Source organism: Paenibacillus zeisoli (genome assembly GCF_003994465.1).
GTDB classification, from domain to species: Bacteria; Bacillota; Bacilli; order Paenibacillales; family Paenibacillaceae; genus Fontibacillus; species Fontibacillus zeisoli.
On record NZ_RZNX01000003.1, the window covers coordinates 228,420 to 249,026 of the forward strand.

A 20,607-nucleotide genomic window follows, 5' to 3' on the forward strand; every position below is an offset into this window, starting at 1 on the left:
TATAAACAGTGGGAACATAATAATTAAGTATTCTATAATAAGTAAATTATATCTATATCCAAACTCACTCTATGATCTTTCCAATTCTTGCCTTAAAATTAGAATATTCAAATGTTCGAATACCAAGTAGCAAAAAGGAGAATAAACATTTCATGTTAGAGAGTCATAAACATTCAAATTCCTCACCCAATCTAGGCGGCCAATCTCTGCACGCAGACTGCGAGAACTGCTTCGGCCTATGCTGCGCTGCGCTGCCCTTTGCGGCATCAGTGGACTTTGCGGTGGACAAGGATGCCGGGCAGCCCTGTCAGCATCTGCGGCAGGATTTCCGGTGTGGTATTCACGATAAGCTCAGACCGTCAGGCTACCGGGGCTGTACGGTGTATGACTGCTTCGGGGCGGGACAACAGGTATCGCAGATTACCTTTGGGGGACGTGACTGGCGTACACACCCCGAGTCCGCCAAGCAAATGTACGAGGTGTTCCCTGTCATGTGGCAGCTCCATGAGCTGCTGTGGTATCTGAACGAAGCATTAAGCCTGGAGCCTGCCCGCGAGATCCGTAGTGATCTCGAATCCGCTCTCGCCGAGACCGAACATTTGACCGAGCTTACACCGGATTCCCTTGTAAAGCTGGATGTGGCAGCCTACCGGGCCAAGATCAATGTGCTGCTGCTTCGAACAAGTGAGCTGGTACGAGAGGATGCGCAGCTTAGGTATAAGAGCTCCCAAGGCCGTAAGAAGAAAAGCTTTGGCCGGGGTGCCGACCTGATCGCGGCCAAGCTCAAGGGAGCCGATCTAACGGGAGCGAACCTGCGGGGAGCTTACCTAATTGCCGCAGATCTCAGGGGGGCCGATCTGCGAGGAGCCGATCTAATCGGTGCGGATCTGAGGGACACTGATCTCAGCGGAGCCAACCTGACCGGAAGCCTCTTCCTCACTCAGGCCCAGGTGAACGCAGCCAAAGGCGATGCAGCGACCAAGCTGCCTTCCTCACTCGTTCCTCCGGCGCATTGGATTAGTTCCAACTGATAAATTGCTAATTGCTGCAGAACCCTGACAGATTGTTGTCAGGGTTCTGCCCGTAATATGAGAAGTGTAAGTTGGATTGCGGAGTAATTTTGCGGGTTCGGTGATCATCCCCAGTTCGTACACTGGTCGCAATACGAACGCGTTACCTATTTTGCTACAATGGATGCCCCCGATTTGGTAACAGGCGACATCCAGGCATTCTTCCGCCAATTCATAAGAATCTACTAGGAGGTATTGGAAATGAGCTCTGATCATACAACCCCGCCAAACATTTCTGGCCAAAAGGCAGCTCCCGTCCTTAGCCCTCGCGCTTTGAACCGAGCTCTGCTGGCAAGACAAATGCTTATTCGCCGTATAGAGCTGCCTCCACTGGATGCCTTGGAACGGCTGGCAGGGCTGCAGGCCCAGTCTCCCAGTGCCCCCTACTACGCCCTATGGGCGCGGCTTGAGGGGTTTAATCCAGAAGAACTTTCCCTCCTTCTTCAGGATAAAAAGGCAGTGCGCATGGCCTTAATGCGCTCCACCATTCACCTGGTATCCGCCAGAGATGGGCTGTCCTTCCGGCCCGTACTGCAATCCGTTCTGGATCGCAGCCTGCAGGGTGCCTTTGGCAAGGCTCTTGCCGGCTTGGATCTTAACGAGCTGATCCTTAAAGGAAGGAGCATTGTGGATGAGACTCCATTAACGTCTCAGCAGCTTGGACAGAGCCTGCAAAGCTCCTACCCTGGCCATGACCCCTCTGCCCTTGCGGCTGCCATCCGAAACTCGGTTCCGCTTGTCCAGCTTCCGCCCCGGGGGCTATGGGGAAAGAGCGGGCAGGCTGTGCTTACCTCTGCCGAGAAGTGGCTTGGCCAGCCGCTATCCAGCGCTTCGTCCGCCGATCAGATGGTGCTTCGTTATCTTGCTGCCTTCGGCCCGGCTTCGGTCAAAGATATTCAAGTCTGGTCCGGGCTTACTCGGCTAGTTGAGGTGGTAGAGTCGCTCCGGCCGCAGCTTACTACATTTCGGAGTGAGAATGGAACCGAGCTGTTCGATCTGCCCAATGCGCCCAGACCGGATTCCAATATCTCTGTCCCACCGAGACTTCTAGGTGAATTCGACAATATTCTTTTATCCTACAATGACCGTTCCCGGATCATGGACAACAGTATTCAGGCCCGGGTATGTACCAAGAACGGCTTGGTCAGGTCCACGGTTCTTCTGGATGGATTCGTCAGCGGAATATGGAATATCAAGCTGGAAAAAGGACAGGCCTGTCTTCGGATAGAGCCCTTCAAGTCGTTAACAGATCAGGAGAAGGATTCGTTGACTGAAGAAGGGACACGGTTACTTCACTTTGCCGCATCTCATGCCAAATCGTATGCCATCCAATTTGTGTCCATGTCTTGATCAGGCCTCTATTCCCCGCAAGTACATCCGATCTGGAGAGGAGGAGTTACAACAGCTCTGCCTGCGAACACACAAAAATCCCGGACCGCTTCAGCAGTCCGGGATTTCATTTCAGCCATATTCCAGCACCAATGCAGCGCTAGCTCAGCTTGGTCAGTCTAGTCTAGCTTAGTCCAGTTAGACGACTCAGTTCTACATTGCCAATTCTTAGTTCAGTTTAAGCCGTAGCCACATCAAGATCTACATCCTTGTTGAACACTTCTTTGTCGTTCTCACCAAGGATCTTACCTGTAATCACACCAGCCGTAATCGAATCGTTAACGTTCAGGGCAGTACGGCCCATATCGATCAACGGCTCAACCGAGATCAGCAGACCCGCCAGCGCAACCGGCAAGTTCATGGTGGAGAGCACGATCAGGGAAGCGAAGGTAGCTCCGCCGCCGACCCCGGCCACTCCGAATGAACTGATGGTTACTACAAGGATCAAAGTCAGGATGAAATCCCAGCTGAGTGGATCAATTCCGACGGTTGGTGCGATCATGACAGCCAGCATCGCAGGATAGATTCCTGCGCAGCCGTTCTGACCAATCGTAGCGCCAAAGGTCGCTGCCAGGTTGGCGATACCGGTTGGAACGCCAAGCTTCTTCGTCTGTGTCTCCACATTCAGCGGAATGGTTGCCGCGCTTGAACGTGAAGTGAACGCGAACACGAGCGTTGGCAGCACTTTGCGTACATATTTGGCCGGATTGTAGCCGAACAATGCCAGCAGAATCAGGTGGATGATGAACATGACGATAAGTGCCACATAAGAAGCACCGACGAACTTGATCAGCTTCACGATCGAATCTGCATTCGTTGTAGCAATCGTCTTGGCCATCAGGGCAAGAATCCCGTAAGGCGTCAGCCTCAGCACCAGAGTTACAATGCGCATGACTACCGCGTATACGGCATCTACCATTTTGCGGAAGGTATCGGCCTGTTCAGGCTTCTTCTTATCCAGACCCAATACAGCTATCCCGATAAATGCGGAGAAAATAACAACAGCCAGCGTAGAAGAACGACGGGCCCCAGTCATATCCTCGAACGGATTGGTAGGAATAAATTCAAGAATTTGCTGTGGAATGGTTTGATCCTTCACATCACCCAGACGTTCCTCCAGCTTCGCTCCCTGCTGCTGCTCTTTATCTCCGCTTTGAATCTCAATAGCCTTTAGATTGAAGCTAAGGCTGGTTACGATGCTCACGGATGCTGCAATCGCCGTAGTAATCAGCAGCACAGCAATGATTGAGGCACTGATTTTGCCCAAATTCTGCTTGCCTTTCAGGTTCATAATAGCCGAAATGATCGACACCATAATCAGCGGAACGACAATCATCTGGAGAAGCCCCACATAACCGTAACCGATCAGGTTGAACCAATCCGTTGACTTCGTAACCACATCCGAATCCGGCTTCGATACGAGCTGCAAAATAACTCCGAACACGATTCCCAGGCCGAGTCCGGCAAATACACGCTTGGTAAATGACACATGCTTCTTCTGCAGCCATAGCAAGAAGCCCACAAGAACCAACATAACAACTACGTTGAGTATCACCCAGAATGTAGTCATAATAAATATCCCCCTCTAATTGCACTAAGTATGAATAATTACCCTTCTCTGGTACAGGAAGAATCCGTACAGCACCAGAAAGATGAATGTGCTCGAATATTGTAACATAATACCGACTATATTCATAGGATTAATTTAAGTATGTTTTTATGTATATGTTTGAGAACTGAAATCGTACACCATGGACTGCTCTTTTTTCAAGAGTTCAGCTCCTAAAAAAGATCTCCAAATGCAAAAACTCACTCCCCGGAGTGTCCGGGGAATGAGTTGCAGATAAGCTCAACCGTGTTCACTATGCCAGCTGCACGAGTGATTCCGCGCCTACAAAATCCGCCATGGACCGTACTTCCAAGGCTGAAGCCGCTGCTGGCACGAATGAGCCTTCTCCTGACCGGAGCTTGAACTCCACGGTTCTTGGCTGACCTGGAATCAGGTCGAAGAAGTTATCCGAGAAGATCCCCTCTTCCGATGTGGACAGCCAGACTTGTCTGGCCAGGGTATCCGTCTCCAGCGTATATACCATAACGCCGTTCTCACCTTGGGCTTCGGTCACCTTGATATTAGGCTTAGCCAGCTTGAGCTCCTTCTCGGGAGTCAGGTAATGCTCTCTCGCCGCAATGACCTTTTCACCCTGCTTCAGTGCTGCCGTCAGGATCACACCATGTGGATCACGGTCACCAAGCAGCTCAGCTGTGGAGAAGCTGGCAACTTGAGCAGATTCACCTGCAGCCAGGGACACCTGAAGGGATTTCTCGGCCGCCAGCTCACCCGCGCTTGTGCGAAGCTCAATGATAAGATCGGCCTGAACCGCTGTTCCCAGATCCGACACGGCATGGAACTTGACGATATCCTCAGTAGATTGGACAGTCAGCATAACGGGAGCAAAGCTTCTTTTCACCGCATACTGCAGTGCTTTCCAGCGTCCTTGATAATCCATTCCCGCCCATGAGGCCACCGGCCAGCAGTCATTCATCTGCCAGTACAGCGTACCCATGCAGTAAGGCTTGCTGCGGCGGTGCGCTTCAATCGCCATGGTAATCGCCTCAGCCTGCAGAACCTGACTCATGTAGAGGAACGACTTGAAGTCCTTTGGCTCTGGCAGGTACATATCCATGTACTCCTTGATCAGCTGATTTCCGCGGCCGTTCTTCTGGTGGGCCAGCATAATCTCCGACTCTAGCGCCAATGCTTCTTCCGGTGCATATTCGAGAACCGACTTCAGCTCAGGGAAGGACTGGAATCCATATTCGCTCATGAAACGCCCGACATTCTTGTTATAGTTCTCAAATGGCTCTACCGCATGCCATACGCCCCAATAGTGAATGTCTCCATCCCCCGTTGTCTTGAATGCATGCTGCTCCTGATCTCCGGTCAGATTACGAAGCGGGGACGAAGGCCAGTACGTAATGCCCGGCGATAGCTCGGCCACGACATCAGGCAGCAGCTTGTGGAAGATGGCCTGATAATCGGCCCACAGCTTCTCCCGAATCTCATGACTGTAATCTTTCTTCCAGCCCCAGCCGGCATCTTCAACATAATGCGCCCAAGCCGAATCAATCTCATTATTCCCGCACCACAGGGCGATGGAAGGGTGATTGCGTAGCCGCTTCACATTATCTTCAGCCTCAGCACGCACGCTGTTCAAGAATGCTTCATCTCCGGGATACATGCTGCAGGCGAACATAAAGTCCTGCCATACTAAGAGGCCATGCTCATCACACAGTTCATAGAAGACATCCTCTTCATAGATGCCGCCGCCCCATACCCGGAGCATATTCATATTCGATTCTACGGCAGAACCAATTTCATGCAGATAACGTTCGCGGGTGACCTCTGCTGTAAAGCTGTCATTCGGAATGTGATTCGCGCCCTTCGCATAGACCGGCACTCCATTCAGCTGAAAATAAAAGGACACGCCCGCCTCATCCTTCTCACGAACGAGCTTCAGGTCTCTCAGTCCTGTCCGAACGGATCTCTTCACAAGAGACTCCTCATCGAACATCAGCTCCGCCTGGAAATTATACAGGTTCGCTTCGCCAAGGCCTTGGCACCACCACAGGTCAGGATTCGTTATCTCGATTTCCATAGACACCGTAGATTGCCCTGCTGTCACCTGGACCGGCTGTTCCCACTGCTCACCGCCAGCTGTAATGCGAAGCGTCCCCGCCCAGTTCGCCTCGGCGTTCACTTCAGCTATGGCTGTCAGCTTAGCCGCATTGGCAGTAACTTCGTCCTGACGGATATACAGATCAGTAATCTGAAGCTGTGTCCATCCTTCGAGCCGGGCTGCGCGCCAGATTCCGCTGGTCACAAAGCGCGGACCCCAGTCCCAGCCATAATGGTAAGGAGCTTTTCTTGCAAAGACACTGACCCTCTTGTTCTCAAGTCCGCCAAGCTCAGACTGATCATTCGCAGCCGGCAGGGCATATCCAAGCTGCTCAAGCTTCGGAAGATCCTCCTGAATCGGAGAGCGGAAGCGGATTCGAAGGGTATTGATGCCTGGCTTCAGCTGCTCCTTAACGTCGATCTTCCAGATCCGGAACATATTATCCGCAGCCAATATAGGCTGTTCGTTCAGATAGACATCCGCGTAAGTATCCAGACCTTCAAATACCAGATTAATCCGTGAGAGCTGCTGCAGCTCAGGTCCTACTTCAAATTCAGACCGGTACTCCCAGTCCTTCTTGTCGATCCACTGCAGATCATGCTCATTCGTTCCATAGAAAGGATCAGGAATTAATCCATTACGCAGCAAATCTGTATGCACACAGCCGGGTACTACGGCAGGAAGCCACTGCTGCTCGTCGCAGGCTTTAAAAGTCCAGTTGTTTAGTTGTTGCTCTATCATCACTTAGGTCCTCCCCGTCGTTTGGGATAACACGAATATACTTCATAACAAATGTATCACCTGTTAGGATATATTTCAATAACAAGTTTGCATATTTAGCTAACGTGTTATTAATTTGTTAGGTTAATACACTAACAAAGTTAGCCTGGAGCACAAAAAAAGACAGCCCTCCTGTGCAGGATGTGCTGTCTTCATCTTTTAAATACCCAAGTATCGGACAAATGAGTATGCGCTTAATTCTAAAGCTTCGTACCATTCTCTTCACGAATAATCATATCCGTCGAGACCATCTTGCGTTCATACGCAAAGTCCGGATTCTGAATCCGCCACAGGATCTGATCCACGGCCCTTACTCCGAGCCGCTCTTTGTTCACTTCAGCCGTTGCCAGCAGGGGAAGTTCCACATTGAGATTGTCAAAGCCGGTTACCACGCATCGCCCTGGAATTTGAATCCCTTTAGCTGTTAGCGCTTCGATTGCAAATGAGGCCATTTTGTCATTCGCGCACAGAAACACCTCAGGAAGGTCCCGGGGATTCATTTCCATAATCGTCTTCGCAATATCCTCTCTTGCCGGCGATATCAAGCCCGGTGCCTGATTCCCCTCAATCCCCTTCTCCTCCAGGAATGCCCGGTAGGCTGTCCATCGTTCCCGGAAGCTTGGCGCGTAGCCGGGATTTCCGACGAATTGAAAGCTCTTGTAATCTCGATTAATAAGAAAGTTCATCATCTCGTTGATCGACGTCTGATTATCCGTGAAGACCGTGTCACACTTCAGAATAGGGTCCATGTGGTCGATCATAACCACTGGAATTCTCAACCGGCCAATCTCAGCCAGAATGGAAGAAGATACAGTTCCGACCGTGATGATTCCACTTACCGCCTCCGGATTGATCAGCGAGAAGATATCCTCGGTTGAAGGCTCAGTCAGCGTAATGATGTCGATTCCCTTCTCATTCAGCCGCGCCGAGACGCCATCGAAGATTGGCCCCCAGTACAAGGAATCCCGGTTCTGGAACCGGATATTCGGGAACAGCACCACAATGTTCCCCGTCCATTTACTTTCATTCTCTATTGAAGGCTCGGGCATGACTTGCTTGGATTCATGCTTGAAATACCCTAGCTCGCCTGCTGCTTTTAAAATCTTCTCTCTCGTCTTATCACTGACTCCCGATTTCCCGGCAAGCGCACGGGAGACCGCGAATTTGGATACCCCTACAAAGTCCGCAATCTCTTGAACAGTAACTTTGCCCTTCATCCGATCACCTATTCTCGTGTTTTCACTTCACGTCCAAATTACTTTTCATATTATCACAAAATCAGCTCGTCTTAGCAACCAAAAAACTAACAAAACCATCAATTAAAGATAACATTGTATCATATTTTTGCATTTTGTTATGTAATTGGATCGGGGAATGATTCAAAGTATCTCAATATAGGACACGTTATCCCCAATATAAATCAAAAGCAGGCCCCCGGGATATCCCCCAAGGCAGCCTGCTTGGCAACACTTTTATAAGTCTTAAGGCGCGCCCTTACTTAATCTCCATACGCCGGAATGAAAACACACTTAAATACATAAATACCCCTGTTGTCACCAAGGCAACAATGATCAGCTGCCAGATCTGCGGCGCTGTAATCTGCGGCGCGGAGGCTACCGCAATCTGCCCCAGAATTGTCTTCTGGTAAATGAACCGGAATGTCTCATTATTCATGGCCAAGCCCTGAAGAATGACGTACAGGTTGTATAATCCGAAGAAGATGCCTAGTGTGGCCAGACTGTTCTTGAACAGCATCGAGATGAAGAAAGCCGCAGAGGCGATCCCCACATAGACAAGCAGACTCAGCGCAAACGCTCTAAAGATCAGTGCCCCCGGACTTACCCCATCACTCTCACCGAACCCGTTCATACCTGAGTTAATGAGGGTTGTCACAATGGGCATGATTAAGCTCAGCAGCGAGATTACAACAGTGAACACCATACTCTTGGAGAGCAGAATCCGGCGGCGGTTATGCCCGTAATAAATGTACTTCTTGAAACCGCCCGACTTGTATTCATTGGAGATGAAGCTCGCCCCGAGCAGGCCAATAACGATAATTAACGGGAACATCAGCTGGATTTCAAATACCAGCAGCATGATCCGCTGACCGGTATAGGTTCTGAACCAGTAGGAAATGAACAGGGACAGCAGAATTAACAGGCCGGCCACGATGTACAATACTTTGGAAGACTTCAGCTTATATACTTCGGCTCTAATTAGGTTACCCATTGCGTTAGTTCCTTTCGAGCAGCGTCATATAGTAGTGCTCCAGGTCTTGTCCTTTACAGGAGATCTCCTCGACAGCAACTCCATTCTCATGGAGAAGCGAGGCTACGCGGCCGGATTCCGTGTAGTAATCGTATAACCGGACGGTATTCCCCACCACCTCGAACCGATCTGTGTTCAGCTTGGAGGCAAGGACCCGAATCGTATTCTCCACAGGCTTTGACTTAATGGAAATGTACGGCTTGCTTCTCTGACTTAGCTCTTCAGCCGAGAACTCCTGAACCAAAGTATGATGATTAATGATGCCATAGCAGGTTGCGATCTGGGCCAGCTCCGTAAGGATATGGCTGGAGATCAGAATGGTGATTCCGTACTCCTGATTGAGCTTCAGCAGGAGCTCTCTCATATCGACAATTCCCACCGGATCAAGTCCGTTGATTGGCTCATCCAGTACCAATAACTCAGGTTCTCCGAGTAAAGCCATCGCGATGCCGAGACGCTGCTTCATCCCCAGAGAGAAATTCGCGGTCTTCTTGTCTCCGGCATCTTCAAGCCCGACAATTCGAAGCACCTTCTCAATGGCCTGATTGTCCTCAATCCCTTTATGGATTCTCTCCAGCTCCAGGTTCTCGTAGGCCGTATGATTCAGGTAGAGTGCAGGCGTCTCGATCAGCCAGCCCACCTTACTCCGAAGCTGCTCAATCTGACTTTCCTCCGTCCTGCCAAACAGCTCAATCGATCCCCCCGAGCTTGGGGTGAGGCCGGCTAGAATGCGGATTAAGGTAGTTTTGCCTGCCCCGTTCATCCCGATGAGACCGTATATATCTCCCTTGCGGATACCCATATTAACGTCATTCAGAACCTTGTCTTGTTTGTAAAACTTGCTGAGCTTCTGGGTTCTCAAAATATACTCGGGCATTTCGTCATTACACCTCTATTCAGCTCTGTAATGTTAGGCTTTCTTATTGGTTCCGAATTCCAGAATCACACCAATCACGAGTCCGCCAAGCAGACCCCATAACAGCTGGTTCATCATGAGCCCTATTACAAGTCCAAGCGCAACACATACCGCCATATATATGCCTTTTTTGGTTCTCATTATAATTCCTCCAGTTCTGTATGGAATGAGCCTAAATTGGGCTCACCCCATCTAAGTTAGCATTAAGGCTTGATCCTCCGAACCGACCTGAGCACTATACAGCTCACTGTAGACTTTTCCTAGTTCAATCAACTCTTCATGGCTCCCCTGCTCGACAATCTCGCCATGCTTCATCACAATGATGACATCCGAATCCTTAATCGTCGAAAGACGGTGGGCAATGACAATTCGTGTACAGCCTGCTGATTTAAGATAATATGAAATGCGGGATTCGTTTATTACATCCAGGGAGCTTGTCGCTTCATCCAGAATGATCAGCTTGGGCTGGTTAAGCAGGGCTTTCGCCAAGGCGACTCTTTGCCGCTGTCCCCCTGAAAGGTTCATCCCCATTTCAGAGATCACGGTTCTGTAGCCCATCGGCATCGCCATAATTTCATCGTGAATCTGGGCGATCTTGGCCGCTTCCATAACCTCCTCAAGCTCTACCGGCTTGTTCATGACAATGTTCTCATAGATCGTCTTGTTGAATAACGTAATATCCTGGGGAACAATCCCCATCTGCCTGCACAGCTCCTTGCGGTCCAGCGATTTCATCGGAATATCATCGTAGAAGACCTCACCGCTTGTCGGTGAATAGAGCCCTACCAATACTTTCCCCAGGGTGCTTTTGCCTGAACCGGAGGAGCCGACAATCGCGACTTTCTGACCAGCTTCGATGCGCAGATTGATGTCCTTCAGCACTTTATCGGAATGTGCCGTATAAGAGAAGCTGACATTCTTAAGCTCCACTTGTCCTTTCAAATCGTGCGGGATCGGATTCTCGGGAGTTACTTCAGGTGCCTGCTCCCAAATATCGTGAGCCCGGTCCAGGTATGTCGTAGCGAGCAAATACTGCGTATATACCCCGAAGAGGGAGGTGCTTAGGCCAAAAAAGGTCACGGACAAAGCCTGAAAAGCAATCACTTCTCCAATTGTTAGCTGCCTGCTAAAGGTCAGGTACATCCCCATAATAAGAATGATAATCGGGCCGATAGTCTGGAATGTGCCGTTGACCGAATTATAGATGTTCTGAATCACCGATCTCTTCTTGTACTTATCCAGCACCTGTTCGAAGCTGCCATCCCAGTTCTGATAGACCTGATCCTCCATACCCGACATCTTGATTGAGGAAATGGAGAACAGGGATTCCACCTGAATGGATTGAGACTTCGTCTGCATTACAATTTCATTGTTGATGGAATCGGCAATGGACTTTCTTGTGAGTGCCATGAACAGCACGTTGAGCGCGCAGATACCAATCGCGGTCAGGGTCAGCAGCACCGACTTGCTGAGCATGTAATACAGAATGAAGGCCATGGCTCCGAGGTCAACGAACCCGCCGATCAGCTGTGTGGTCAAGAGTTCCCTGAGACCATTAATACTCCCCAGTCTGTAGATCAGGTCCCCTGAAGTCCGGACATCGAAGAATTTGAAAGGCAGCTTAAGCAAATGCAGGAACGTCTTTGAGACCAGTTCCCGGCTCACAGCTACGTTCAGAACGATATAGCTCAGTCCCCTGGCCAGCAGGACGAACAGATACAGCAGCGTGATGGCGGCGATGCCGAGCAAATACTTATTCAGCCATCCGACGTCCGTCGATTTGGCCGCTTGATCGATAATCGACTCCACCAGATTCGGAATCTGCAGCATAATGAGATAACTGACCACCGAGACGATCAGGGCGAGGAACATCAGCCGTTTTTTCTCCCAGATCATCATCATGACGTGGAACCACGGGCTTCTTCTCGTCTTCTTGCGCGGTGTATACTGCTCGGTCGGAATCGCGGTCAGCACATAATTGCTGAATTTCTCCGCGAATTCCGCTTCGGTAATCTTCCGGCTGCCCGTCGCAGGATCGACGATCAGCACGCCTGAGCTTGTAAACTTCTCGACAATGAGGAAATGCTCGTTATTCCAGTGCACGATCACCGGCATCTTGAATTTCTTCAGCTGCTCGACGCTTGCCCGGTACATCTTGGAATCGAAGCCTCGCTCCACGAGCAGACCCTGAAGCTGCTTCATGGACAACCCGTCACGGCCGACCTCGATGAATTCTCTTAAGTCCAGCAGACTTTCATTGCTCTTGTAATATCTGAGAATCATCGCGCAGCAGCAGAGGCCGCACTCGGTCTGAACCATTTGACTGATATAAGGGACATGCCTTCTCCTAGCCATTTGCATAGTATCTTCCTTTCTTACCGGTCTGGTAGAGAGTTAGTGATAGATCTCCATAGCTAGTACAGAAGGAAGATCGGGATTATTCAATCGCAGAAGAGCATAACCGATGCCGGTTAATCCCACCATGAAGGACATCAGATCAAAGGCATTGTTCAAGCCACAGATCACCCGGGTATCCCGGATTCGCTGAAGGGCCTGCCGCGCCTCGGCATGTGCCTGGTCCAGCCACCCCTGTTCGTTTATCACGGTTCCCGCCGTAAGCAGGATATCGATATTGCCGAATACCCCGTGGCACAGGCTGTGATCATGCTTCTCCGAGAAGCCGTCCTGCAGCAGCTTGCTAACCCCCCGGTGAATATCCGATTCCAGTGGGAATGAATCCAGTTCCTTGCTGTACGGAAGGAGCTGGGTTCTGGCTAGCGCAATGCCAGGGGCCCCATGACACCAATACACCGGATCGGCCTGCTGCTCCCCGTCTCTAAGGTCAAGCCAGTTCATCTTGTCACCGCTATAGTATTTATTCTCTTGTTCCAGCAGATGACGAGCCAGAGAAATATAGCGGTCTTCCTTCAAATGTGTTCCCAGCTTGATCATCGCGAGTGTCATGCCCGAGAAGCCGTGCGACATCCCGGTTAGGATCGTCTCTGGTGTGTTAATAATCCGGTTGTATGCATAATCTCCTAATCTATCGCTGATTCCAAGCAGCCTCGGGTCCTCTTCCGCTTCATAAATATTTAACAGCAGCGTGATCAGTCCTGCGATCCCTGACACATAGTCAATCTCGTGATCCCCTTCTACTTCGGCTTCGCCCAGCTGACCGAGATAGCTCTCATATTTGGCGTAGGCGGGGGCGTCCCCATGCATTTTATACAGGGTGTAATAGATATAGATCAGAGACCCTATTCCATTAAAAGAAGACAGTGCCGGCTTCATGTCCGCTCCTCTCATCTGCTCCTCAATTCCTCTCAAGCCCGCTTCGGCCAATCGGTGATACTTCTGCTCTCCGGTCTCTTTTGCCAGCATATACAAGAATAGAATAGCTCCCCCGCCCTCATACAGAAAATAGTTCATCGCCCCAAGCTTCAGCCGTTCCCCATCAATGAGCTGCGTCAGCCAGGTACAGGTTGTCCGCTCCTCATTCCAGACGGCTGATCTGTCCATAAAATCCCCAATCTCACGCGCGCCGCTGGTATAATCCATGCTGCTCTTGAAATACGGAATTTGCTCATTCAGCCTTGGAAAGCTTCTTCCAGCTTCCTTTAGCCAGTTGTTGTTCACCGAGGTCGAGATGGATAGACGGATCAGATACAACTGATGCTCCAGCTGTTCAAGCGTAATACGGCTTACCCGCTTTAAGATGATGTCCATGAGCGTTAACTGGAAGTAATCCGGAATTACTCCATTGTTGTTGCATATAATATCCTTCGAATTCATCGTGGTGGTAAAGTACGGAATATCACACTGGAACAGAGCCGCGATTTCGAAGTCCCTTTGGGCCATAATCTTGTCATTCGCCAGATCCTTCTTCGTCTTGAGCTTGGACAGCAGCGTTAGCCGGTCAGTGGGGGATTTAAGATAATTCGGATGCGTAGAGGCTTCCAGAAATTTGGCATAGATGCTGGTAGGCTTCAGCACTTGTCTGACAACAACCTCAAAGCGATCGCAGTAGCTGAACAGCGCGTCCATGAACTGCTGCTTATGTTCACAGATCAGGCGGTAACCCTGTTCGAAGCCTTCGAGCAGGTCCTCAATATACAGATACGGCTCGATCTTCTCGCCATTCAGAATGACAAAGTTGGAAGCTTTCCCTATGCTGCCCGGCATGCGTTCGAGCTTGATCTCATCGGTGTAATTATTTAGCACGACGAACATTTTCCAGAAATCAGATTTCTGTTCCTCGAAATTAGACATCGCACTCATATCGAAGTCGAATATGCTGTTCTTGAAATTGAGCGGCAGCACCGCCGTTCCGAGCACGGACTCATTAATGCTGCGGTTGAACTCTTCAACCAGTCCCCCGCTGCGCTCCATCTCCATCGTCTTGTTCTCGACGAGCGTCTCAAGATCGATAATATACGGGTGTTCCCCCGCACTGATCAGATTCTCGAAGTGAATATCTGTCGCTCCAATCATATGAAGCAGGGACAGATTGGCCCCTAACCGGTAATAATAGCTGCAGACTTCCTCTACCGAGGTGCATGTCCCCGGCTCCACATACTTCTGCCAGCCATAATCGACCTTGTCGATACTCGGGACGTATTCGAGCCTCATCTTCAAGGTTCCCTGCTGATTCATGAAATCAACCAGGTGGTTGTACAGACTGTCTGTAGAGAGACTGTGCGGTTTATATATAAATTTCCCCGTATCTGTCGTGATCCCGAGGACTTTTTTTCCATTGTTATGCGTATCGCCTGAGGTAACCCGAATTCGGGTGATTTCCGTAAAAGGCTGGCTAAATTCGTCCGCAATCTGCCGGGCATCGCGGGATAAGTGATGGAGCGCTTCCTTAATCAGTCCAAGTCTGCCCTGGATCATGTGATGCATCAGCGTGTAGAGAACCGGATATTTGTTCAGCAGTTCATAGAACGGCTCTTTCTTCTTGAATTGATTGTTATAGTACTCGTATCTCTTCTCGGGAGTCTCTCCCTGCAGGAGACCCAGAATCCGCTTCTCATTGATCTCATAGATCAGAGTTCTGATGCTGAATGAAGATAGCTCATTAAGCATGGCTTCCGTGACATCAGGAACTATACTCTCCTTATGTACCTTCAGCTGACTTTCCTGCTCAAAGCTGCTCAGCAGCCGGTCTAGCTCCATTCTGAATCCATCCAGAAATCTGGCAAAAAACAAATGGAAGGCATGTCTGTCCTCATTCTGATCTGAAAGATAATATTCAAGATCTTCGAAGTCCCTCATCTCTCTAATCCACTCATTGTCCTTCATCTCAATAGACATACAAATCCTCCTCAGGGGTAATGGATAGCTGCTTGAATAGGGTATTAGGCAGGGGAAGCATGCATCCCCTGCCTAATGTATGTTTACGGAATTAACATGATTTAGTGCAAGCTGATGTAGGGCAAGGTGTTGCATTCAAAGTGATACCGATAACGGAAATAACGACGGTAGCTACAGGCGTCCAGCCGCCTTTTACATCCTCATTGCCTGCCAACAGTTCAAGCTCGTTCTCCTCGATCATACCGGAAATTTGATTCAGTTCTGCTTTCATCATTCATTCTCCTCTCAGTTCTTTTAATTTATATAAAGGCGGCATGAACCGCCGATATATCCTTTTTTACTGAAGCCAGAGAAACTCGGGAACCTCGTCAGGAGCATAATTCTTGAGCATCGAGTAGCCAAAACCGGTAATGCCGATCATCAGGCTGAGGGACCATCCACTCTTCATGTTCTTCTGGTTCCACTCCTTGGACAGCACTTCGTCAAAGAGATACTGATAAGCACTGACCGCCTGATTTAGCAGCCGGGTATCGCCTCTCGCCTGAGCGGCATAGCGGAGAACAGCCAGATTGCCAAGATCCCCGTGGCAATAAGTTGGATTATTGCCGATTCCATGCTGTGCGGTAGTTCGGATAGCGGTATCCATTTCCAGCTCCAGCAGCGTATCTGTATACCCCTGCTGTTTCAGCATCAGCTTACTCAGCAGCATCCCCGGCGCCCCGTGACACCAGCCGTTGCTTACCTTATCCCGGCGGTCCGAGACGAACCAGTTATGGTCTTTGGCAGAGTAGAGATTACGCTCAAATCTGAGAGCTTTGATTATATTGGACAGGATATCCTGGTTTCCCGTAATGGTGTACAGCTTATGCATATAGGCAATGATTCCGGCGCTGCCGTGAGAGAATCCCGAGTAGGATTTATCTCCTACCGACGGCCAGTAGATCATGCCCGCCTCTTCCTTGCAGGTTCTCATGAGCTGTTCATAGCTTGCGTAGGCAAACTGCAAGGAGGACTCTCTTAATCGATTATTGGAAGATGGATATAAGGAAAGCGCTATGCCCAGGGCTCCTGCTGCGCCTCCAATCACATCATGAATCTCATCTGTAGGGAGCATGGCGAGAAGTGTATCCATATTCGTATTGATGAAATCAATACTGTCTTCGTCTTTGTACAGCTCAGCAAGCTTATTCAGCGTGTACATAATGCCGGGCAGCCCGGTAAAAGCTCCCATTGAATAAGGCTGGTCTTTCTCCAGATTCTGCATGATGCTGCGCGGCATCTCCATAGCCTGGAATGAGGCTTCCTTGAAATCCTCCCGGCCTGTGATCTTCCCAAGGTACCCCAGGAAAAGAGCAATCCCGGCATTGCCGTTATACATATCGAAGCCCAGCACATCCGGCTTCCAGATGTTCTCCTCAAACCCCTGCAGACTCGTGCTGATCCAGAATTTATCCCGGTTCCCGGCATCATTTGTCCCACTGAGGCTGCTCTTCAGGATGTGCTCCCCGATCTCTTCGGCTGTCTTCAACCACCGCTCAGGGGTAAGCTTGTTCACTTGTACCCCAAGCTCCACGCCAGTCAGGTCCGCTTCATCCGTGCGTTTATTGAAGTAGGACATCTCGATAAATTCCAACTGTCTGTTCAGATCATCCTCAGAGAGCCCGGCGAGCTTCTTCTGCACCGCGTTCATGGAGCTTGTCTCCAGCAGATCACTGCACTCCTCGTTACGGGAATTGATGATCTTGGTATCGTTAATCCATACCGTGAAATAAGGAATGTCGTTCTGATATAAATCCTCATATTCAGACTGCACAATCCAGCGCTGCACTTCAGGAGCCTTAATGGCAACCCGGTGCAGAATCATCCTCCGATCATCCTGGCTTCGCATGAAGTCCGGATGTGACGCGATCTTCAGCAGCTGTCCATAAGAAGCGGTCGCTTTCACGATCAGGCGGCTTCTCATAGAGGAGAAGATCTTCTCTACCGTGCCGGAGACCAGAGCCTTACGACTCAACATCCACCGGTATAGCTGCTCAAAGCCGTATTTCAGATGCGGGACGTAATCCTCAGAGCTGACGATCTGACCCTCGAACACTGGATTGTTCGATTTCGGTGTAATTACGCTGTCCTTGCGCAGCACCTTGACTGAATCTGTCTCAATTCCATCAATGAACAAAGACTTAATCGGGATGGTCTGCTCTTCTTTGACACTAAGTCCACCCAGATCAAAGCTGACTTCATCCGCACCACTGCGCTTGCTAAGCTGGGTAGGCAGCAGGCTGATCATGTTCACGGAAGCATTAATGACTTCCCTGGCCTTGATATAACCACTGTTCACTTCCTTCTTCTCACCCTTGACCACCGCATGGAAGATCGATTCCATATCAATCAGCATTGGGTATTCCCCGGAAGCAATCAGGTTCTCAAAATGGAAGTCTACAGAGTTCAGAACGTACAGCAGGCAGAGGATTTGGCCCGATCTGTTATAGAATCTTTCCAGCGCGAAAGAGTCCTCGCACTCTTCATTCTCGATGAATTCCATCCATCCGTAATCTTCTACGGTATAGACCTGGCTTGTCCGGAAATCCAGCACCTGATGGATTTCTTGCTCATTCAGCCAATCCAGCAGCTCATTAAATCCACGTTCAAGCTCCAGGCTCCGCGGCTTGTATACCAGCTTCCGGCCGCACGAGAATTCCAGAATAGATACAGCCTTTCCGCCCTTATGGCCATCGCCAGCTCCGGTCTCCAATCTCGTCAGGCTTCCCAGCGGTTCACCGTGATTTAGCTTCTCCTCAAGCTCAGGCATATGCCTCGCTGTATTCCGTATAATTTCTAATGTGAAATTGTAATAGTTATCTTTTGCTATAGTTAGAATCTCAATTAGTGCCGGGTATTCCTGATATAGACTTAATAGATATTCCTTATCTGTTAACAGCTGTTCCGAGAAATAAATCAGACGTTCCTGTGAGGTCCCGCCCTTAAGTTCCCCGTTCATACGTGCGGCGTTCACCTCAAGGACAATCACCCTGTAGGATAGCTCGAACAGACTGTCCAGAATGTGCTTCACGGTATTCTCTATGAAGGAATTCTGATCCTGGGCCACATCCATCTTGCTCAGTTCAGCGATAAAAGAATCCAGACCCGCATTCACAACCGGAAGCACAAAGTGGGCAAAAGGGACGTAACGCTCAAGTGCTGCATTTTCTCTCAAATAGGGGCTAAGTTCCAGCTTTAAAAGCTCGGCAAGCTCGGCATTCTCCGCACTTACGGTCATCTCTGACCGGTACATTCTGTCCAAGCTTCGTTCAATCAGACCTTCCAGAGAGAGAGCCTGAATCGTATGTAATAACTCATGTAACTTATCTTCATTCTCGATTTCGGGAAATAGGTGAAGCCAATAATCCACAATATCCTTACTGGTAATTTGAACGGATTCAGCTGCGAGCTCCATGCGAACGCCTCCCTTTTAACCCCTATATTGTGCCGCTGGCATAAGGCAGTTCAGCAGTCCACTGCCCTATGCCAACGACTTATACGTAAGTAAAATTAAGATTATTTCCGGCAGTTGTTGATACACTCAACAGTTGCTGTACATACTTGTCCTTTGTCACCCAGAGCATAGCTCGCGCCCAGACAAGCCAAAGAAGTCAGAACAGTTCCCCAGCTGATTGCACCGACAACGTCATGATCCTTGATTTCTTCCAGTACGTTACCTGAAGGATTCTCGCCTTCATACCCAACTTTGTTTCTCAGAACCGGGTTTTTAAGCATGGCCATTTTCATAAATAATCCCTGCTTTCATTATTTTTTTGGATACAAATTTTTCTAATTCGTATCCTAAGGCCATACTAGCTTATAGAATAAATCTATGTAAATGCTTACATCGTCCTAGTTTCCAATTAAGTTCCAAATATGGTTTAGCCTTCTTGCAGCTTATGTCCTAAATGATATATTCCCCTTAATATAGACACATCCGCGCCCCGAGCGGGATGTCCGTAATTCGCTCACCAGCATTTGCTCGCTTGCTAAATATGGTAATATTTGGGGCATAAGTACCAGGATATCCATTTTGCTTGGTCTGTAAATTAACAGCCTCCTAAACCGCCGGGAAGCCTTCTGCCAAGCCGCCAAGTCCTTCCAACCGAAAAAACGATTGCGACATACGATGAACGGATGCTCCTTCAGCAGGGCAGGACTTTTCTGTGGCGCAATAACAGGAGGCGACAATTTGCGATGGATTACGCCATTTGAGAGTAGCCCTAAACTCATGGTTCAGCGCTACTAGCTTCCCTCCAAGCGCATCGCTCCAAAGGTCCAGCGCTTTGTGCACGTCCAGCGCTTGGCACGTCCAGCGCTTGGCACGTCCAGCGCTTGGCACGTCCAGTGCTTGGCACGTCCAGTGCTTGGCACGTCCAGTGCTTGGCACGTCCAGTGCTTGGCACGTCCAGTGCTTGGCACGTCCAGTGCTTGGCACGTCCAGTGCTTGGCACGTCCAGTGCTTGGCACGTCCAGTGCTTGGCACGTCCAGTGCTTGGCACGTCCAGTGCTTGGCACGTCCAGTGCTTGGCACGTCCAGTGCTTGGCACGTCCAGTGCTTGGCACGTCCAGTGCTTGGCACGTCCAGTGCTTGGCACGTCCAGTGCTTGGCACGTCCAGTGCTTGGCACGTCCAGTGCTTGGCACGTCCAGTGCTTGGCACGTCCAGTGCTTGGCACGTCCAGTGCTTGGCACGTCCAGTGCTTGGCACGTCCAGTGCTTGGCACGTCCAGTGCTTGGCACGTCCAGTGCTTGGCACGTCCAGTGCTTGGCACGTCCAGTGCTTGGCACGTCCAGTGCTTGGCACGTCCAGTGCTTGGCACGTCCAGTGCTTGGCACGTCCAGTGCTTGGCACGTCCAGTGCTTGGCACGTCCAGTGCTTGGCACGTCCAGTGCTTGGCACGTCCAGTGCTTGGCACGTCCAGTGCTTGGCACGTCCAGTGCTTGGCACGTCCAGTGCTTGGCACGTCCAGTGCTTGGCACGTCCAGTGCTTGGCACGTCCAGTGCTTGGCACGTCCAGTGCTTGGCACGTCCAGTGCTTGGCACGTCCAGCAAAAGCGGCAGGCCGGGGAATCCCCTAGCCTGCCGCTTTTGCTTAATTTGAGAGAAGAATTTCTATTTACGCTCTTAAATACTAACTCTGGAGCCTCTTATT

At 50.0% G+C, this 20,607-nt stretch carries 14 protein-coding genes; 2 read left to right on the forward strand and 12 right to left on the reverse strand.

What is annotated here, in order from left to right; genetic code table 11:
• Window positions 1–152: 152 nt before the first annotated feature.
• Together EJP77_RS10135 and EJP77_RS10140 are read left to right on the forward strand one after the other, a co-directional pair.
• Complete coding sequence (locus EJP77_RS10135; protein ID WP_127199118.1) at window positions 153–1,031, forward strand: pentapeptide repeat-containing protein; 879 nt, start codon at window positions 153–155, stop codon at window positions 1,029–1,031.
• A gap of 240 nt (window positions 1,032–1,271) precedes the next feature.
• On the forward strand, window positions 1,272–2,420 hold the full coding sequence (locus tag EJP77_RS10140) for a winged helix DNA-binding domain-containing protein (protein ID WP_127199119.1): 1,149 nt from the start codon (window positions 1,272–1,274) through the stop codon (window positions 2,418–2,420).
• A gap of 217 nt (window positions 2,421–2,637) precedes the next feature.
• Here EJP77_RS10140 and EJP77_RS10145 read toward each other — a convergent pair whose 3' ends face one another.
• The 12 genes from EJP77_RS10145 to EJP77_RS10195 all read right to left on the reverse strand — a co-directional run bounded on the left by EJP77_RS10145 (window position 2,638) and on the right by EJP77_RS10195 (window position 20,466).
• Window positions 2,638–4,029, reverse strand: coding sequence for an L-cystine transporter (locus EJP77_RS10145; protein ID WP_127199120.1), 1,392 nt, complete (start codon window positions 4,027–4,029; stop codon window positions 2,638–2,640).
• 292 nt (window positions 4,030–4,321) lie between these two features.
• On the reverse strand, window positions 4,322–6,877 hold the full coding sequence (locus EJP77_RS10150) for a beta-mannosidase (RefSeq protein WP_127199121.1): 2,556 nt from the start codon (window positions 6,875–6,877) through the stop codon (window positions 4,322–4,324).
• A gap of 239 nt (window positions 6,878–7,116) precedes the next feature.
• Window positions 7,117–8,133 (reverse strand): LacI family DNA-binding transcriptional regulator, encoded by a 1,017-nt coding sequence (locus tag EJP77_RS10155; RefSeq protein ID WP_127199122.1) that lies wholly within the window; start codon window positions 8,131–8,133, stop codon window positions 7,117–7,119.
• A gap of 277 nt (window positions 8,134–8,410) precedes the next feature.
• The gene (locus EJP77_RS10160; protein WP_127199123.1) at window positions 8,411–9,145 is read right to left on the reverse strand and encodes an ABC transporter permease; all 735 of its coding nucleotides are present in this window, start codon (window positions 9,143–9,145) and stop codon (window positions 8,411–8,413) included.
• A gap of 4 nt (window positions 9,146–9,149) precedes the next feature.
• Window positions 9,150–10,061 carry an ATP-binding cassette domain-containing protein gene (locus EJP77_RS10165; RefSeq protein ID WP_127199124.1) on the reverse strand — a complete coding sequence of 304 codons (912 nt, stop codon included), beginning with the start codon at window positions 10,059–10,061 and terminating at the stop codon, window positions 9,150–9,152.
• A 33-nt stretch (window positions 10,062–10,094) separates the two neighbouring features.
• On the reverse strand, window positions 10,095–10,241 hold the full coding sequence (locus tag EJP77_RS20645; RefSeq protein ID WP_185897306.1) for a hypothetical protein: 147 nt from the start codon (window positions 10,239–10,241) through the stop codon (window positions 10,095–10,097).
• Between the two features lie 51 nt (window positions 10,242–10,292).
• Window positions 10,293–12,455 (reverse strand): peptidase domain-containing ABC transporter, encoded by a 2,163-nt coding sequence (locus tag EJP77_RS10170; protein WP_185897307.1) that lies wholly within the window; start codon window positions 12,453–12,455, stop codon window positions 10,293–10,295.
• Between the two features lie 39 nt (window positions 12,456–12,494).
• A complete protein-coding gene (locus EJP77_RS10175) occupies window positions 12,495–15,413 on the reverse strand; it encodes a type 2 lanthipeptide synthetase LanM family protein (protein ID WP_127199126.1) in 2,919 nt (972 codons plus the stop codon).
• Between the two features lie 91 nt (window positions 15,414–15,504).
• Entirely contained in the window at window positions 15,505–15,687 is a 183-nt protein-coding gene (locus EJP77_RS10180; protein WP_127199127.1) for a class II lanthipeptide, LchA2/BrtA2 family, read from the reverse strand.
• Between the two features lie 63 nt (window positions 15,688–15,750).
• Window positions 15,751–18,867: a type 2 lanthipeptide synthetase LanM family protein gene (locus EJP77_RS10185; RefSeq protein ID WP_127199128.1), complete on the reverse strand. Its 3,117-nt coding sequence runs from the start codon at window positions 18,865–18,867 to the stop codon at window positions 15,751–15,753.
• A gap of 101 nt (window positions 18,868–18,968) precedes the next feature.
• Window positions 18,969–19,199, reverse strand: a complete 231-nt coding sequence (locus tag EJP77_RS10190; RefSeq protein ID WP_246021855.1) for a plantaricin C family lantibiotic — start codon at window positions 19,197–19,199, stop codon at window positions 18,969–18,971.
• Between the two features lie 313 nt (window positions 19,200–19,512).
• A complete protein-coding gene (locus EJP77_RS10195; protein ID WP_127199129.1) occupies window positions 19,513–20,466 on the reverse strand; it encodes a hypothetical protein in 954 nt (317 codons plus the stop codon).
• Between the last annotated feature and the right edge of the window lie 141 nt (window positions 20,467–20,607).

Coding starts and splice junctions, on each gene's coding strand:
- EJP77_RS10135 (WP_127199118.1), top strand. CDS start 153: ATGTTAGAGAGTCATAAACATTCAAATTCCTCACCCAATCTAGGCGGC.
- EJP77_RS10140 (WP_127199119.1), top strand. CDS start 1,272: ATGAGCTCTGATCATACAACCCCGCCAAACATTTCTGGCCAAAAGGCA.
- EJP77_RS10145 (WP_127199120.1), bottom strand. CDS start 4,029: ATGACTACATTCTGGGTGATACTCAACGTAGTTGTTATGTTGGTTCTT.
- EJP77_RS10150 (WP_127199121.1), bottom strand. CDS start 6,877: ATGATAGAGCAACAACTAAACAACTGGACTTTTAAAGCCTGCGACGAG.
- EJP77_RS10155 (WP_127199122.1), bottom strand. CDS start 8,133: ATGAAGGGCAAAGTTACTGTTCAAGAGATTGCGGACTTTGTAGGGGTA.
- EJP77_RS10160 (WP_127199123.1), bottom strand. CDS start 9,145: ATGGGTAACCTAATTAGAGCCGAAGTATATAAGCTGAAGTCTTCCAAA.
- EJP77_RS10165 (WP_127199124.1), bottom strand. CDS start 10,061: ATGCCCGAGTATATTTTGAGAACCCAGAAGCTCAGCAAGTTTTACAAA.
- EJP77_RS20645 (WP_185897306.1), bottom strand. CDS start 10,241: ATGAGAACCAAAAAAGGCATATATATGGCGGTATGTGTTGCGCTTGGA.
- EJP77_RS10170 (WP_185897307.1), bottom strand. CDS start 12,455: ATGGCTAGGAGAAGGCATGTCCCTTATATCAGTCAAATGGTTCAGACC.
- EJP77_RS10175 (WP_127199126.1), bottom strand. CDS start 15,413: ATGTCTATTGAGATGAAGGACAATGAGTGGATTAGAGAGATGAGGGAC.
- EJP77_RS10180 (WP_127199127.1), bottom strand. CDS start 15,687: ATGATGAAAGCAGAACTGAATCAAATTTCCGGTATGATCGAGGAGAAC.
- EJP77_RS10185 (WP_127199128.1), bottom strand. CDS start 18,867: ATGGAGCTCGCAGCTGAATCCGTTCAAATTACCAGTAAGGATATTGTG.
- EJP77_RS10190 (WP_246021855.1), bottom strand. CDS start 19,199: ATGAAAATGGCCATGCTTAAAAACCCGGTTCTGAGAAACAAAGTTGGG.